This window comes from Fodinibius roseus (assembly GCF_900129315.1).
Taxonomy (GTDB): Bacteria; Bacteroidota; Rhodothermia; order Balneolales; family Balneolaceae; genus Fodinibius; species Fodinibius roseus.
Genome location: NZ_FQUS01000041.1, coordinates 1 through 16,599 on the forward strand (window position 1 = coordinate 1; position 16,599 = coordinate 16,599).

The 16,599-nt window shown below is 50.3% G+C and carries 17 protein-coding genes; 12 read left to right on the top strand and 5 right to left on the bottom strand.

What is annotated here, in order from left to right:
* The 3 genes from BUB16_RS20200 to BUB16_RS20210 form a co-directional block, all read left to right on the top strand.
* Positions 1-630 (top strand): IS3 family transposase (locus tag BUB16_RS20200; protein WP_170864481.1); only part of this gene is annotated, 630 nt, incomplete at its 5' end.
* A gap of 295 nt (positions 631-925) precedes the next feature.
* Positions 926-2,221, top strand: a complete 1,296-nt coding sequence (locus BUB16_RS20205) for a Gfo/Idh/MocA family protein (protein ID WP_073068520.1) — start codon at positions 926-928, stop codon at positions 2,219-2,221.
* Between the two features lie 54 nt (positions 2,222-2,275).
* Entirely contained in the window at positions 2,276-3,847 is a 1,572-nt protein-coding gene (locus tag BUB16_RS20210) for a calcineurin-like phosphoesterase C-terminal domain-containing protein (RefSeq protein WP_073068522.1), read from the top strand.
* Between the two features lie 69 nt (positions 3,848-3,916).
* Here BUB16_RS20210 and BUB16_RS20215 read toward each other — a convergent pair whose 3' ends face one another.
* On the bottom strand, positions 3,917-4,354 hold the full coding sequence (locus BUB16_RS20215) for an FKBP-type peptidyl-prolyl cis-trans isomerase (RefSeq protein ID WP_073068523.1): 438 nt from the start codon (positions 4,352-4,354) through the stop codon (positions 3,917-3,919).
* A gap of 75 nt (positions 4,355-4,429) precedes the next feature.
* Positions 4,430-5,527: a DUF2914 domain-containing protein gene (locus BUB16_RS20220; RefSeq protein WP_073068525.1), complete on the bottom strand. Its 1,098-nt coding sequence runs from the start codon at positions 5,525-5,527 to the stop codon at positions 4,430-4,432.
* 365 nt (positions 5,528-5,892) lie between these two features.
* Here BUB16_RS20220 and BUB16_RS20225 point away from each other — a divergent pair, with 365 nt between their 5' ends.
* A complete protein-coding gene (locus BUB16_RS20225) occupies positions 5,893-6,600 on the top strand; it encodes a 3-keto-disaccharide hydrolase (protein WP_073068527.1) in 708 nt (235 codons plus the stop codon).
* Positions 6,601-7,162: 562 nt separating this feature from the next.
* Positions 7,163-7,579, top strand: a complete 417-nt coding sequence (locus tag BUB16_RS20230; protein WP_073068529.1) for a CoA-binding protein — start codon at positions 7,163-7,165, stop codon at positions 7,577-7,579.
* A gap of 85 nt (positions 7,580-7,664) precedes the next feature.
* Here the strand turns inward: BUB16_RS20230 and BUB16_RS20235 are convergent, their stop codons facing one another.
* Positions 7,665-8,384, bottom strand: coding sequence for a DUF5673 domain-containing protein (locus BUB16_RS20235; protein ID WP_073068531.1), 720 nt, complete (start codon positions 8,382-8,384; stop codon positions 7,665-7,667).
* 240 nt (positions 8,385-8,624) lie between these two features.
* On the opposite strand from BUB16_RS20235, the gene BUB16_RS20240 reads away from it, so the two are divergent.
* Positions 8,625-8,966, top strand: coding sequence for a gamma-butyrobetaine hydroxylase-like domain-containing protein (locus BUB16_RS20240; protein ID WP_073068533.1), 342 nt, complete (start codon positions 8,625-8,627; stop codon positions 8,964-8,966).
* Positions 8,967-9,036: 70 nt separating this feature from the next.
* Here BUB16_RS20240 and BUB16_RS20245 read toward each other — a convergent pair whose 3' ends face one another.
* Positions 9,037-9,741 carry an SDR family oxidoreductase gene (locus BUB16_RS20245; protein ID WP_073068535.1) on the bottom strand — a complete coding sequence of 235 codons (705 nt, stop codon included), beginning with the start codon at positions 9,739-9,741 and terminating at the stop codon, positions 9,037-9,039.
* Between the two features lie 460 nt (positions 9,742-10,201).
* Between BUB16_RS20245 and nfi the strand changes: the two genes are divergently transcribed.
* Complete coding sequence (nfi, locus tag BUB16_RS20250) at positions 10,202-10,921, top strand: deoxyribonuclease V (RefSeq protein ID WP_073068539.1); 720 nt, start codon at positions 10,202-10,204, stop codon at positions 10,919-10,921.
* Between the two features lie 20 nt (positions 10,922-10,941).
* Here the strand turns inward: nfi and BUB16_RS20255 are convergent, their stop codons facing one another.
* The gene (locus BUB16_RS20255) at positions 10,942-12,369 is read right to left on the bottom strand and encodes a phytoene desaturase family protein (protein ID WP_073068541.1); all 1,428 of its coding nucleotides are present in this window, start codon (positions 12,367-12,369) and stop codon (positions 10,942-10,944) included.
* 220 nt (positions 12,370-12,589) lie between these two features.
* Here BUB16_RS20255 and BUB16_RS20260 point away from each other — a divergent pair, with 220 nt between their 5' ends.
* The 5 genes from BUB16_RS20260 to BUB16_RS20280 all read left to right on the top strand — a co-directional run bounded on the left by BUB16_RS20260 (position 12,590) and on the right by BUB16_RS20280 (position 16,571).
* Positions 12,590-13,060, top strand: a complete 471-nt coding sequence (locus tag BUB16_RS20260) for an aminoacyl-tRNA deacylase (protein WP_073068543.1) — start codon at positions 12,590-12,592, stop codon at positions 13,058-13,060.
* A 15-nt stretch (positions 13,061-13,075) separates the two neighbouring features.
* Positions 13,076-13,582, top strand: coding sequence for a cupin domain-containing protein (locus BUB16_RS20265; protein ID WP_073068546.1), 507 nt, complete (start codon positions 13,076-13,078; stop codon positions 13,580-13,582).
* 310 nt (positions 13,583-13,892) lie between these two features.
* The gene (locus tag BUB16_RS20270) at positions 13,893-15,134 is read left to right on the top strand and encodes a sialidase family protein (RefSeq protein WP_211483256.1); all 1,242 of its coding nucleotides are present in this window, start codon (positions 13,893-13,895) and stop codon (positions 15,132-15,134) included.
* A 589-nt stretch (positions 15,135-15,723) separates the two neighbouring features.
* On the top strand, positions 15,724-15,981 hold the full coding sequence (locus BUB16_RS20275) for a hypothetical protein (RefSeq protein WP_170864482.1): 258 nt from the start codon (positions 15,724-15,726) through the stop codon (positions 15,979-15,981).
* A gap of 29 nt (positions 15,982-16,010) precedes the next feature.
* A complete protein-coding gene (locus BUB16_RS20280) occupies positions 16,011-16,571 on the top strand; it encodes a carboxypeptidase-like regulatory domain-containing protein (protein ID WP_073068550.1) in 561 nt (186 codons plus the stop codon).
* Positions 16,572-16,599: the final 28 nt, after the last annotated feature.

Sequence of the window (16,599 nt, forward strand, 5' to 3'; positions counted from 1 at the left end):
ATTGGCTTCTGGCAATGTCATCACCGCCTGCGGGCGATGGGTCGCCCCTGGAATCACAAACGGGTGTATCGGGTTTACACGGCCCTGAGGCTTAACATTCGCCGCCGGGCCAAGAAGCGGTTGCCTGCACGGGCGAAGCAACAGCTGTTCCAGCCTGAGGGGCCCAATGAGGTGTGGAGTCTGGATTTTATGCATGACAGCCTCTGGGACGGGCGCACGTTTCGCATGCTGAATGTGATCGATGATTATAACCGACAGGTGCTCTGGGTTGAGACAGACACCTCGCTGCCGACCCTGCGGGTGATTCGCGTGCTGGAAAACCTCAAAGAGTCTCGCGGGCTGCCCCAGATGATCCGGGTGGATAACGGCCCGGAGTTTATCTCGCGTGCACTAGACCTTTGGTGCAAAGACAATAACCTTATCCTGGCGTTTATCCAGCCGGGCAAACCCACGCAAAACGCTTATGTCGAACGGCTTAACGGCAGCATCCGAACGGAGCTTCTGAACGCTTACATATTTAAAACCCTGGGTGAAGTTCGGGAGAAAGTCGCCCAATGGAAATATGATTATAATCACAACCGACCCCACAAATCGCTGGGGTATAAAACACCGGTAGAACTACTACCTTAACCCAAATCCTCTACTTTTGAGTGGTCCGAAAAATGGGGAAGCTGACAATAGTATCCCATTTAGTGTGTCTGGCTCTTACTTACAATAGGTTGGGAAGCTTACACTTACAATGGATCAGTTTTAGGGGGGGAGGACAAACTATTATAAACATTGAATTTGGCTTACGGGAGAGATATAATAGGTGATGTGAAGACAACGGATAACATTTTGCAAAACCAAGTCGCTTCACGGAGCCTGTATTCCAGTGATCCCGCTGAAATATTAATTTACATTACCAAAACATACCACCTTTGCCATGAAAAACAATATCTCACGCCGCCAGTTTATTAACAGCGCCGCAGCGCTTTCGGCTTCTGCGATTGTGCCCCGCTATGTCCTGGGCGGTACCGGCTATACCTCGCCCAGCGAAAAGATAACGCTCGGTTTCATCGGCACCGGCCGGCAGGGAAGGGGCCTGGCGCGCTCATTTCTGGAAACCGGTCAGGCTCAAATTGTGGCCGCCTGCGACGTGTATGAGACCAATCTGAATCAATTTGTAGAAACGGTCAACGCCCACTACGCAGAGCAATCGGGGAAAGCGTCGTATGACGGGTGCAAATCCTATCGTGATTTCCTGGAGCTGCTGGAGGATCCGGAAATTGATGCCGTCGTCATTGCCACGCCCGATCACTGGCATGCGGTACAGGTGGTGCGGGCGGCCCGCGCCGGCAAGGATATCTATTGCGAGAAGCCGCTGTCGCTGACCGTCGAGGAGGGCCGGGCGATGGTCAAAGCCACGCGCGAGCATGACCGGGTGTTTCAAACGGGCAGCATGCAGCGCTCCTGGCAGGAATTCCGGCAGGCCGTCGAGCTGGTGCGCAACGGCTATATAGGAGAGATCGAGAAAGTAAAAGTGAATGTCGGCAGTTCTGCGGCCCCCTACAGTTTGCCCGGAGAGCCGGTTCCCGGGGGACTCGATTGGGATCTCTGGCTGGGACCCAATTTTTATTACCAGTACAATCACGAGCTGCTTCCCTCGCCGGGAGATGATTTCTGGGGACGGTGGCGCTACTACCAGGCGTTTGGCGGGGGAGATATGACCGACTGGGGCGCCCATATGTTCGATATCGTTCAGTGGGCTTTTGATATGGACGACAGCGGTCCCGTTGCCGTTATCCCCCCGGACGGCGATGACTACCTCTGCCTTACCTATCGCTATGGGAATGGTGTAGAGGTGACACATGAGCACTTCGGCAAGGATCACGCGGTCCGGTTTATCGGCACGGAGGGACAGGTAGATGTGCAGCGGGGCCGGCTGGAGACCACGCCCGTTTCGCTGAAAGACCAGGTGATCGGGCGGGATGAAGAGCGGGTGTACTACAGCGAGAACCACTACCAGGATTGGCTGGATGCGATCCGGGACCGAACACAGCCCATCTGTGATGTGGAAACAGGCCACCGTACGGCCACGGTCTGCACGCTCGGGAATATTGCGTACCAGTTAAAAAGGCCGCTGGAGTGGGATCCCCGAAGAGAGCTGTTTACCAGTGATGCCGCTGCCAATAGGTTACTGGGACGAGAAATGCGGGAGCAATGGAGGATTGATATATAAAAATTAAAATGTATTTTTAGCCTGTCATTCAAACTTAATATTCCTCTGATTCCCATGAGAAAAACAGGATTTCTTTTTATAGTCGCACTATTATTTTCGGTTTATTCGACTGTTACACACGCCCAGGAAGCAGTCAGCGGCACGGTGTTCCTGGATGAGAACGGCAATGCCAAAATGGATCCGGGGGAGGAGGGGATTCCGGAGGTTGCCGTTTCCAACGGCAGGGAGGTAACCCTGAGCGGGGAAGACGGCTCGTACCGGCTTCCGATCGAGAAAGAGACCATCGTGTTTATCCGGAAGCCGTCAGGATATGAGCTCCCGCTGAATGAAAAGAATCTACCGCGTTTTTCCTACTATATCCATCATCCGGAGGGTTCACCGGAGCTGGAGTATCCGGGAGTGGAGCCGACGGGACCGCTTCCCGAATCGGTCAACTTCGGACTGATCCCCTCCGAGAAGAAAGAGTCCTTTACGGCCCTGGCATTCGGTGACCCCCAGCCCAGGGATGACCAGGAACTGTCCTATTTCCGGGATGATATCGTGCCGGAACTGGCGGATACAGACGCGGATGTGACGCTTGTGCTGGGGGATATTATGTTCGATGACCTGTCCCTGTATGACCGGTACAGCCGCATCATGAAAACCGTGGGCACGCCGGTCTACAATATTTTGGGCAATCATGATATCAATTACGATACGGAAGGCAACCGTTTTGCGAAAGAAACCTACAAGAAGCATTACGGTCCCACCTACTTCTCCTTCGATTACGGTGATGTTCACTTTATCAGCATGGATAATATTGATTACCTCGGGCGCAATGACGAGGGGAACGCCCGGTATCGCGGTCATCTGAGCGACACCCAGCTGGAGTGGATCCGCAATGACCTGCAATACGTGGAGGATGAGAAGCTTATCGTGCTGCTGGCCCATATTCCCCTGTACTCGGCCGACAGCGAGGGGGAGAGCGTCAATACCGTCAACAGGGAAGCTTTAATCGATATGCTCGATGAAAGGGAGCGCGTTCTCTTCCTGGGTGGACACCGTCACATGACTTTCCAGCACTTTCTCGGGGAGTCGTTCGGCCGGAACAATGCTGCGCCTATCCACCATATTGCAACAACGGCCGCTTGCGGTACCTGGTGGCGGGGACCGAAGAACGAGGAAGGGATCCCGATAGCCACCCAGATGGACGGGGTTCCGAACGGCTATCACATTGTGGAATTTGAAGGCAACACCTACCGGGAGCGGTATAAAGCCGCCGGCGGGGATTCCGATTTCCAGATGCGTATTGAACTTCCCTCCACAGAGCTGGCGGCCGGAGAACTGCGGGAGGCCGAGGTGCTGGTCAACCTCTTCAATGGAAGTGAACGCTCAAAAGTTCGCTTCCGGGTTGACGGCGGCGAGTGGCATACGATGCAGCAGCAGGATGCGCGCATATCGCCGTATTACGAGTCCCTGTACGAAAGTTACGAGGGACCCTGGAGCAGCCCCAATCCCACGAATCATATCTGGTCCGCTCCGCTCCCGGAGCTGGCTAAGAAGAAGGGGATCCATAAAATTACCGTTTGGACGGAGAATATGTATGGGCAGGAGTTCACCCGGAGCAAGATCATCGAGGTGAAGTAAAAATAAAAAAAGCCTGGATTCGGTAACCCGAATCCAGGCTCTTGCAATAAGATCAATTGAGGCTCATGGTTAGCTTTTCAGCTCAACGAGCTCAATATCGAAGGTTAAATCCTGACCCGCCAGCGGGTGGTTGGCATCAAGCTTAACAAATTCATCTTCCACAGCCGTAATCTGAACAGGAATAGCCTGTCCGTTTTCCTGCTGTTGCATCTGTAGCTGCATGCCCTCTTCCGGTTCTATGTTGTCAGGCAGATCATCTTTTGAAACTTCGAGTTCCAAATCTTCGCGCCGCTCACCGTAGGCATCTTCAGAGGAAAGCTCGATGGTAGTATCCTCGCCTTCTTCCATACCGATAACGGCTTCTTCAAAACCGGGAATTAATTGTCCTTCTCCCAGCGTAAATTCAAGCGGCTCGCGTTCGCGGGAACTGTCAAAAACAGTTCCGTCTTCAGTTAACTTTCCAGTGTAGTGTACTTTTACGGTGTCACCGTTTTTTACTTTAGGCAAAATACTATCAGTTTTTTTGTTCTTAGAATGTACACCGAATATAAGGGTTTTTAAGGAGAATTGAGACTTTGATTGTTAATTAAATATTTGCGTGGTCAATTCCGACTTCTCAAACGTACTGTCGCGAACCACTTCAAAGCCGATGACCCCCAAAACCAGTCCCTCTGTCGTGGTCACATTCACGCGCCAGTGGCCGGGGTGGATATTGGTTTTATAGGTAAATCCCCGGAATCCTTTTTTGCGTCCCCCTATAACCTCATAGCCTATGGTATCGCTGGTTTGCCAGCTGTTGGTGCCGGGGTCCAGCCACTGCCAGACATGCTGAACGGATTTCTTGAGATCGGTGGGAGCAAAGATGGAGGTATATACAAAAACAGTGTCGCCCTCGGCGTAATGGAAGGTCTGGCTATGGGTTTCCCAGATACGGTACAGGGTATTCGGCTTTTCATATGTTACTTCGAAGGAGCCATCTGTTTTTTGGACATTGTAGGCCGGCATTCCCGATTGCAGGGACATGGGAACCGGGGGGATCAGGTTGAAATAGTAGCAGCCGTTAATGAAAAGGTAAATGCCCAGCGTTAAACCGGTGATCTTCCAGCCGTTTATTTCGGCGCGGGTAGAGGGACTTCTAAAATAAAGATAGGCGACTAAGAGTGCGGTGCAGCTTAATCCCAGCAGTCCCGAAATAATGAAGATAAAAGTACTCATTTGTCCAAGGAGAATGGGAAGAAAAAAAGTAAAAAAGGTAAACGTTACAAAAAGATACGCCCCAAACTGAAGGTATTTGTTGGAAATGCGGTGTTTGAGCAATTCATTGGACAGCAGAAGCACGACTAATATAAGGAAAAAGACAACGGTCTTGGTGAGGCTGACACTCTGAAAAAAGAAGATGACATAAGCACTTGAAAGTCCCCCTAAAAAGAATTGCACAGCCAGGGGAGCATACTCCTGGTAGGGTTTGAGGAAGGTCCCATCCCAGTGATTGTCGTCAACCAGGTTAAAAATATAGAGACAGATGGTAAGGCCTATCAGGTACAAAAACAGCACGGTATTGCTGTACCAGCCGTCAATACGACCCAGTGTGAGGCTATCCCAGATAAATCCGCCGATAAAAAAGAGAACAGGGGCATATTTTTTATGACGATTCAGAAAGGACTTTACTCTTGAAACCATCTATTGATCTTGTTATTCATTCTTTGGGTTTGCGGCAATATAAATATATATGGTATGATGGTAGTGTCGTTATGTTGTGGATATCCGCACAGCCCTACCTTTCGGTAACGATCTCCGGACCAAAATAGTGTTTTTTGTAATTATAACAGAACCGAAGTAATTTCAAATGAAAAGTATAACTTCAATTTTCTGTTGGCGTAGAACGCTTTCCCCCGAGAAAAAACTTCAGACCCCGGCCGGTGAAGCGAAAAGTTCATGCATATCTTCTTTTGGAGTTTTCATTTTGCCTGTTAAATTATGTTTCGGCTGATCCTTACAAAAATCAGGAATCACAAAACAAATAATGAATAGGTTGAATAAATATAATGAAAAAAAATATTAGTATTTTTATATGCTTACTTATAGCGGGGACCATCGCTTGCAATTCGCAACCGCAGACACAACAACTTTTTAACGGGGAAAACCTGGACGGGTGGCATATGGACGTGCCGCCCATGGATGAGGATTCGACCTTGAGAGACCCCTTTGTCGTCCGCGACGGTATGCTCGTCAGCCTGGGCGAACCGAGGGGACATCTTATTACCGATGAAGTATACAGTGACTACCGGCTGGAGGTGGAATACCGGTTTCCGGGGGAACCGGGCAATTGCGGCGTACTGGTTCACGCCTCTACGCCCCGGGCGCTGTACGATATGTTTCCACAGTCCATTGAAGTGCAGATGATGCACGAGCATGCGGGCGATTTCTGGTGTATCGTCGAAGATATAAGCGTGCCCAATATGGTAGAGCGCCGCGGTCCCAGGGAGGAATGGGGAATCACCGAAGGGGAAAAAAGGAGAATACTGAACCTGACGGACGGATCCGAAAAGCCCCTCGGAGAGTGGAATACCATGGTTATTGAAGCTCATGATGATAAAATAAAAGTTTGGGTAAACGGGGATCTGGTCAACTATGGAGAAGAGGCGACGGCGAGCGAGGGACAGATTGCAGTACAGGCCGAGGGGGCAGAGGTTGAGTTCAGAAAGCTCGATTTGACGCCTATCTCGGCGTTAAGTGAAGACGGAGCATGGTAACAGGACGCTCTCGCCTCAAAAAAAGTTCCGGAAAATGACCCGAGTTGTCCGGTTCTCCTCACGCGATCCCTTAAGTCCGGCACTTTAAAAAAGGACTTTGTTGAGATTATATACCTCACTTAGTCCACTTTATTGTGTTTTTAAGTAATTATCATTTATCTAAATTTAACTTACGTTCAACCTTTAGCTGACAGCCGACAACCGGCAGCAGATTGCCGGCGGTCAGACAGACTGCAGGAGGGATCACCGGTTCCATGTTGTATCACTCAACCAAAGCATCTGCTTTACTAAAAGCCGTTAAAGTTGTATTCTGTGGGATAGCGAAGAAAGTGCAGAAGCCTGAGTCCCTTTTCACTTACTGCGACTATCCGGGATGGGAAATGCGGAATGGACCGTACACTACGTGAAACCTAAGGTTTGTTACGGCGCATAATCGTAGACCTCACGCACTTTCCTGGTGGTTCCTCTCTGGAGTTCTGTTCCCCGGGAGCAGCAGGTCAGGGAAGAGAGATTGTAGTGAAGAGCCAACAACGAATAACAGCTACCAAGATCTGAAAATATTATGGTGACGGAATACTCTGACATTTTAAAGAAAGCAAAGTCGATTGCTATTATCGGGTGCTCGGCCAATAAATATCGTACCAGCTATCATATCGCAAGCTACTTGAAAGAGAACGGTTATCTTATCTTACCGGTCAACCCGAAATATGACGAGGTGCTTGGCGTGCGTTGTTATGATAAGATGGCCGATATCCCGGAGAAGTATCCCGTGGATATCGTGGATATTTTTCGTAATTCTGAATATACCGCAGATATGGTGCGACAGGTTGTAGACTGGGTGGGGAAAAATGGGCAGAAGCCGGTGGTATGGACCCAGATGGATGTTTCTTCAGAGGAAGCAGAGGCTTTGGCCGGGGAAGCGGGGCTTCCCTATGTGAGAAACGAGTGTATTATGGTACAGCACGAGAGGCTGCTGTAGAATAGAGAACAAAACTTAACTTCTTAAAATGGTCAATCCTATTTGGGATTGGTCACACAAACAGCCGGTACCAAATAACCGGCATCTAATGCCCGGGCTGGTCTCTTTTTTTTAGGATTTTTTTCCGCTGTTCCTCGTGTTCCTTTAGCTTTTTGCCCAGCAGCCGTTCAATAATCAGATGATCTTCTGCGGGAATAGCCGTTGTGAAATCCGTCAACTCGCTGTTGGCATTCAGGTAGTCGATCTGTATCACATTCTCCCGGTGCCAGCGATACGCTACCACTTCCTGCCAGGGGACCAGCCGATCCAGGATCATGATCCCTTTCTGGCGAAATTCCGGCACAATACGCATAGTTACCCCAAGCAGGCCAAATGCCAGAAGGGACAGTCCGGAAGTCAGTCCGATGCCCGTAAAGGGACCCAGGGTAAACAGCTGCATCCGGTACAATCCGAAGGAAATCAGCAGTATGCTTATCAAATTCGGAACGGCTTCGGTCCAGAACGACCGATAGGCATATTCCATATTGCCGGTTTTTCGGCGAAGAATAAACTGCTTGAAGGCAAATCCCATGAAAAATCCCGCTACTGCGGTATATAATCCCATGGTAAATTTAGCGGCGATATGTTGTGGAAAGTACCCCATCCACTGGGCAGCAGTCATAAGGGTAAGAATGGCCATGGCCGCGAGAAAGCCATACGCCAGCCGACGCTGGGTCAGATGCCGCAGGCGAAGCAGGCGCTTGTACCCCATCCAGGAGGTGGCGATGAAAATCAGGAAAAGAAGCAGGATTACCGGCAGGGACATATGCTCAAATTTTGTATGTTATGCATCATATTATTGCACGCTGTCGAATGGTAAGCTAAGGAATTTTAAGAAGCCTTTTGCAAAACCTGGAATTTTAATCAATTTCAACCCCTGAACACATTCAGAACCACAGCCTTTAATGCATCTGTAAGGATGTTGAATGCGATAAAATACAGATATTGGCCAAAAGAACGGTTTCTGCAAAAGGCTTCTATAAGAATAATTTAACAAACCCTGTTTATGAGTCAAGATTTACATCCCGCAAGTATTGAAGTTTCCAACGGCGAGGGAATTTTGGAAATTGATTGGAGTGATGGGCATCATTCGGAGTATTCCCTGTTTGGACTTCGAAAAAATTGTCCCTGTGTTCTGTGCCGCGGGGGACACGGGAACATGAACACCTTTGATCGTTCGCTTTTTTTCGTAGAACCCACCCAGCACGTCGAGATTGAGGATATCAAACAGGTCGGAAACCACGCCATCAAAATCTTCTGGAACGACGGGCACAGCAACGGCATGTACCAGTGGGAGTCGCTGCGGGAATTGTGTCCCTGCAAACAGTGCTACCCTGAACAGGAATGAACGCAACTAAATGGGCTAAGAACTCTTCCGGGCACCACCTCAATCCCGGGTGTTCGTGAGCCCCCCCTCTTCACTTAGGATTGGTTGCCCACACGCTGGTTTCTGTGATAAAGCCGCGGTCTGCCAGGGAAAGCATGCTGCAGATTGTTTGGGCGATATCATCGGCTATGAGCTTGGTTTCGTTGAATGCCCGCTGGCCCTGACCGGCATTTTCCGAAAAGCGGGTCTGTACTTCGCTCGGATTAATCTGCATGACCCTAATGTTGTGGGGACGCAGTTCCGCTCTCCAGCACTCGGTCATGCCGCTCATCGCAAATTTGCTGGCAACATAGGCTGTACCGCCTTCAAATCCCTTCTTGCCTGCCGAGGATGAAACATTAATGATATTGCCATAGTCTTTTTTGATAAAGTGTTTGGCCGACTCCCTCGCCACCATCATCGCACCGATGGTATTCGTTTTGAGCTGATTCTCCATTTCGGTAGCCGGGAGATTGACCAGTTTTGAGAACTCACCGTATCCCGCATTATTGATGAGGACATTATAGTCATCCAGTTCTCTGACGGTTTTTTCAACCAGATCTATCACTTCGCTTTCTTTTTGTACGTCACAGGGGACAGCTGTGGCCCCGATCTGTTCTGCGGCCGTCTCCAACCGATCGGTGTTCCGTGCGGCGATCACGGCCTTTCCGCCGCCTTCAATAATGGCCTGGGCCGTTGCTTTTCCAATGCCCGAGCTTCCGCCGGTTATTAATGCATTAACTTCAGAGAGGTCCATAAACAATACGTTTTAATTAGGAATAATAATGTAGTTGTACGAGTGACATGTTTCATCATATCTTATAAGTCATTTAGCCGCCAATAAGTTTCATGGGCAGTGCGGGGCATAAGAAGTGATGCCGTTACTGTTTTTCGACAGAGCATCATATATTGCTCTATGTTCTGGTCCCGATTACGGCAGTTGTCTTAAATATCACCGTGATGAATATCAGGCTTCACTGCTTCTTCGACCTCTTCCTGTTAATCCGCCTGCCCGGCCGTTTATTTTGCGTTCAGATGGTCAACAGGCTGCAAAAGAATCCATTGGGCGGCAAAACGGCCTTTTGATATTTTAAAAGATCTTTTAGCCTGGATGGTTCACAAAGAAATTTGAACGAATGATCCCTTATTATTTATGAGTAATCCAGGTTAGCAGTATATCGCTTAATGCATTCATTGGTTAACAAATAAGTTGTGATATGCCGGATAATCCGCTGTACTTTTATAAAAGCATTGAACCGCTGGAAGCCAAACAACTTCAAAAGCGGCTGCGAGAGAAGATATCCCTGGAACCACTGGATAAACCATCCCAGCTGGTAGCGGGAGCAGACATTTCCTTTGACCGGGGGTCTGACCTCATGCATGCGGCGATTGTGGCTGTTGACCTTCGGGATATGCAGCCGAAGACCCTCTCCCTGGTCTCCGACAGAACAAGCTTCCCCTATATTCCGGGGCTGCTGGCTTTCCGCGAGCTGCCTGTATTGTGGAAGGCGTGGAATCAGCTCGATGCGAATCCGGAGGTATTGATATTGGACGGGCACGGCCTGGCGCATCCTCGGCGGATGGGGATCGCCACGCATTTTGGCATAGAAATCGATCACCCGACGATGGGGGTCGCCAAAAACATCTTAACCGGGTCCCACAGCACACTGGCACCGGAGAAAGGAGCCTCGGCCGATCTGATGGATGAAGGAGAAAAAGTAGGGATCGCCTTGCGGAGCCGGACGAATGTCAATCCTGTTTATGTCTCGCCGGGACACAAGCTCTCGTTTGGGGACGCCTACGCGCTGGCTGTGAGAACACTGACGAAATACAAGCTGCCGCAGACGACGAGACTGGCCCACAAGTGGGCGAACAAGCTGCGGAGGGGAGAGGCCCGGGAAGGGGTATGGAAAGTGGATGACAGACAGTTGCTGTAGACAGTAAACGGACCTCTTGATTACTTAATACTTCCTGCGGACAGCTGTTTCAAGGCCGATTCTGCCGCGTGGTAGCCGCACATGCCGTGAACGCCGCCGCCGGGGGGCGTGGAAGAGGAGCATATATAGAAATGAGTATCCGGGATGTGGTAGGGATCAAACAGGCCCGCGGGACGCGTAAACAGCTGCGTGATATCCTGCTTTCCCCCGTTGATGTCCCCCCCGATGTAATTGGGATTATAGGCGTGCATGGCTACCGTATTCATCGAGTGTCGCCCGATAATGCAGTCGCGGAAACCCGGCGCGAATCGTTCTATCTGGTTTAAGATGGGTTCACTCATATCTTTGGTCGAGCCGTTGGGGACGTGACAGTAGGCCCAGCAGGTATGGTTCCCGTCCGGCGCGCGGCTGTCATCAAACAGGCTCTGCTGGGCCACCAGTACGTACGGCCGCTCGGGATGCCGCCCCTGGGCCGTATCGTCCTCGGATGCGGCAATCTCCTCAAAGGTTCCCCCCAGGTGAACAGTTCCCGCTTTGCGACACCGCTCATCCGTCCAGGGTATAGCCTCGCTTAGCGCCAGATCCAGTTTAAAGACCCCGCACCCGTACTCAAAGCGACGCAGCTTCCGGGCGTAGTCCGGGGATAACTTCTCGCCGGCCATATCCAGAATTTGCTTGGGGGTGGTATTAAACAGTACAGCTCCGGCGGCGGGGAGTTGGTCCGGGGATGCTACAGCGGTGCCGGTGATTATCGAGCCCCCCAGCGATTCGAAATAGGCCGCCATCGCTTTTGTAATGCTGTGCGAGCCCCCTTTTGGGTAGGGCCAGCCGACGGTATGAGCGCCTATCCCCAGCACCAGCCCGATAGCTGCGGTAGCCGTCTTGTCAAAAGGGAGGATCCCGTGGGCCGCCAGCCCGGCGAAAAGAGCGCGTGCTTTCGGCGTCTTGAATCGGCGGACAAATCCGCCGGCCGAACGCAGGGCCTGCAGCCCGAACCGGGCCATCAGCAGCGGGTGCCTCGGCCTCAGTGAGAAAGGAGCCAGAATATCGGGCAACAGGTTATCCCATGCATCAAGAAAGGGTGCTATGGCCCGCCGGTAGGATTCCCCGTCTTTACCGAGGTGATCGGTCGTTTCATCCAGCGACCGGTACAGGGCTCCGGCCGGCTGACCATCCAGGGGATGGGCTACCGGAATCTCCGGCTGGATCCATTCGAGACCGTAGTCCCCCAGGGGCAGCGACTGTAAGAAGGGGGAGGACCTGGCCATCGGGTGGATCGCAGAGCATACGTCATGCCGGAATCCCGGCAGGGTGAGTTCCCGGGTGCGTGTGCCGCCGCCGACCGACGCTTCTTTCTCATAAACCGTTACAGACAGGTCATGTTGGATCAGGTGGATTGCTGCAGCCAAACCGTTGGGTCCGGCTCCTATGATAATGGCATCAGGCATGGGAGCGTGGGTTACTGTTGAATGGTTCGGGTCGAGTGCGCTACATCTTGAATATAACTCAAAGTTGCTATTTTGGATACAGATAATATAAAGGAATTGCCGCCGAAACAATAAGTCGCATAGATTGATAAACCGAATTGGAGATTCAGTTGGAATGGTTGACGCTCGGTTTTAATTGTAGGTTATACAGATGGCACTATAATTTAACAGGGAGGTTATTATGCCTTTAAAAAAATTGACTGATTATCTGGATGAAAAGGGGAAGAAATATGTCGTGATCAAACATTCGCCGGCCTTTACCGCCCAGGAGGTGGCCGCTTCGGCCCATATACCCGGGAAGGAGATGGTTAAAACGGTAATTGTAAAGGCCGACGGAGCTATGAAAATGGTGGTTCTTCCTTCCACCTATGATGTCGACTTCGACGCCGTAAAAGAAGCCACGGGCGCCGGGGAAGTAGCGCTGGCTTCCGAGGAGGAATTCGAAGAGATATTCCCGGATTGCGAACTGGGAGCGATGCCCCCGTTCGGTAGTTTCTATGATCTCGATACGCTGGTGGCGGAGTCGCTGACCGATGACGAGGTTATCGCATTCAATGCCGGCACGCATAAAGAGCTTGTGAGAATGAATTACAGCGATTACGAGGAGCTGGTCAATCCCGAAATTATGCCGGTGGGAGTCAGAAAATCATAGGGGAACTGCTGCGCCATGCAACCTGAGCAAATATTCTTTGAAGACGACGGGGATATCCCCAATAACAAGCTGCCCTTGCTGCTGTACCGCGATGCTTTTGACCAGCGGGGATCGGAAGGAGCACGGTGGCTGGAAGAGCGCTTTGCTGAAAACAACTGGCTGAACGCCTGGAGGAACGGGGTGTATAACTATCACCACTATCACAGTACCTCCCACGAGGTGCTGGGGATCTATTCCGGCAGCGCTGAGCTGCACCTGGGTGGAGAAGGGGGGCAAAAGTTCCAGGTAGAGGCGGGCGATATGATTGTCATCCCCGCCGGAGTGGGACATAAAAACCTTGGCAGCAGCCGCGATTTCAGGGTGGTTGGCGCTTATCCGGGCGGCAGCAGTTATGACCTGAAAACCGGCCAGGAGGGAGAACGCCCGCAGGCCGACAGGAATATTGCCGCCGTACCAGTCCCCGTCACCGATCCCCTGACCGGCGGGGAGAGAGGGGTGCCCGAAATTTGGGGGAAAGGATAGCATCCGGAGCCCGTCTTTTTTTAAATCCTATTGCAATGCTTTTCTCATTGTAAGATATTGATTACAACCAGCATCTCTTACTTCAGGAGTCAGTCGAACAGAGGATTATGAGGAGATCCGGGTGAACTAAGTCAGCTTGTTGGATTTTTTGAGGCTGAAAGCGAGTTTCTTTGACGGGGAAGAAGCTCGGAGTCGGTCCGAATTCGAGCAACTCACAGTCGATTTTACTATGTCCGATGGGGCTCTGGCTATGGCAAGTAAGGTATCGAGTTCAGAACATTTTTTTAATCAAAATACGGATCAGTAATATATGGATCGGTTGAATTTCATTAAAAAGTCGTCGCTGATAAGCGGTCTTTCCCTGGTAAATATACCCATGATTTTCCAGCGTATTACTCCGAATGATATCCCGGCGGCAGCGAGAAAATCTTCTGCCTTGCACAACGCTCAGAAGGTGGAAAAAGTCAGGGACTTTATCATCTACGAGGATCCCCGGTTTTATTCTTCGTTTCCATCGGTTATTAACAAGGGGGACGGAGAAATTGTAGTCGCCTTCAGGAGAGCTCCGGATCGCACGATATTCGGGGAAGAAAAAACGCATCATGTGGATCCCAACAGTTACCTGGTTACGGTTACCTCAAACGACTATGGGGAGAGCTGGACCGAAGAGCCGGCGTTGTTGTATGCACACCCTTTTGGGGGGTCCCAGGACCCGTGTTTACTTCAATTACAAGATGGCCGAATTCTCTGTACCAGTTATGGCTGGGCCTTTGTGAATGCGGGGGGAATAGAAAACCTGCGAACTCCCAATTTCAAGAACGCCGGGAGATCTGTGTTTTTAGGCGGATACTACCTGAAATCTGCAGACGGAGGGGAAACCTGGGATGGACCGTTCTACCCGCCGAATATCCCGCCGGAAGTAAAATATTCGGCCCTGGGCAACCCCCTTCCCGCCTATAACAGAGGGGCTCTCTGGGAGGGAGAAAGCGGACGCCTGTTCTGGGTCGTAGCGGCCGGGGACGACCCTGACAATATAGGAAAGACTTCCACGCACTTGCTTATTTCTGATGACAAGGGGGAGACCTGGCAGTATTCTTGTCCCGTTGCAGAAGATGATAAAGCCTCATTCAATGAAGCCTCTGTTTATGAAACGCCCAAAGGAGACTTGGTGGCCTTTTTGCGGACGTCGGGACTGGATGACCAGGCGGTTATTGCACGCTCTGCGGATGGGGGGGAATCATTCGGGCCATGGCAAACGATGGGATTCCGGGGACACCCGCTGCAAGCACTGAGATTGCCCGACAACCGCGTTTTCCTTGTCTACGGGTATCGCCACAAGCCCTACGGCATAAGAGCCCGCATTCTAAATGAAGAATGCACCGATTTTAATACGGCCCCTGAAATCGTGATCCGAAGGGACGGGGGATCTTCGGACATCGGATATCCCTGGTCGGTGATGCTTGATGAAAACCGGATACTGGTTACCTATTATTTTAACGTAAATAATGATACGCGTCATATCGCCGGGACGATATTGGAGTTGAAGGGGTAGGGGATGCATAACTGGGCCCCTCCCGAAAAACCGGTCCACTGTAATAGATGATTTTCGGGCATTTATACTTACCTACAACAAATCATACTTGCCATAAAAAAATCCTTTTTACTGTCATGGAGTTCCGCATTACAAGCGTATTTATAGTAGATTGCGGAGAAATTCATGATACAAGAACCCTTTGAAAAGCCGGGAATTTTGTTCAAGGTCAAGGCCAGTGAAAGGTTGGAATCGCAGCATATAGATCATATGTGAAAATTTCAACCGACCGGTAACGCCGTCATTGGGTAAAAGAACGGTTGTGCAAAGGCTTCTACAAGTAAGCAATCAACTATAAAGTAATAGTTGTCAGTACTCTTACGATAAGGGATCAGATGTATTACTGCGACCAGTCAAATGGGAAATGCTAAGGGAAAGTTTCCTAAAACCTGTCGTAGAGGTCATATTAGAACTTTACTTATAAATATAACATGGAGGATGTATGAGGAATAAATACAGGTATAGGGCTGTATTGTTAATTTTTCTGGGTTTGCTGTATAGTTCTGAGGCACTATCGCAAAATTCCATTTCACTTGCAGAGTCTAATTATTTGGAGTACACATCAAGTGAGGCCCGCCCAACATTTATGGAGGAAAAAATAACCGTTGAAATCAGAGACAAGTCAGTACGGGATGTTCTCGATATTTTAGAAAATAAGTTGCCCGTACAGTTTACTTATCAGGAACACGTGATCAGCAACAGGCAATACCTGTCGGGCAGCTTTAAAAATTTGACACTTGATACGATATTATCCCAACTTTTCGAAGGGAGCAATATCAAACATGTGGCTATTCCGGGGGATATATAGTCCTCAAAAAAGAACAGGTTCAAGAGAAGGTGATACAGACCGTGATAACCGGCACCATAACGGATGGCAATACGGGGGAGCCTCTTCCCGGAGCCAATGTTTCGATTTCGGGTACAACAAGCGGTTCCTCGAGCGATGCAGATGGACGCTACAGGATTACCGGAATTGAGCCGGGAACTCATACTTTAGTAGTCACTTTTATCGGTTACCAGGAAGCCACCCGGGAGATTACGATCGAGGAAGGACAGGAAACTGTTACGGAAAATTTTAGTCTTCAGCCGGAAGCTACAGCTTTGGAGGAGATGGTCGTCATCGGGTATGGAGAGCAGGAGAGATCGGATATTACCGGTTCCATATCTTCCGTCGATGGGGAACAGATTACGAGTGGTCAAGGTGCGGATGGACTTCAAAAATCATTACAGGGTCGTATAGCGGGGGTGAATGTCTCTCAAAAATCAGGTCAGCCTGGCAGTGCAGCTGATATCAACATCCGGGGGGTGGCTTCCTTTGGCAATAATAATCCAGGGTCTTATGAAGCAAACGACTTAGAGAGGGTCTTCTCTGAGCCTTTGCAGCAAGACGTTATATAAGTTTTTATTTCGATGATTAAAACGGAAT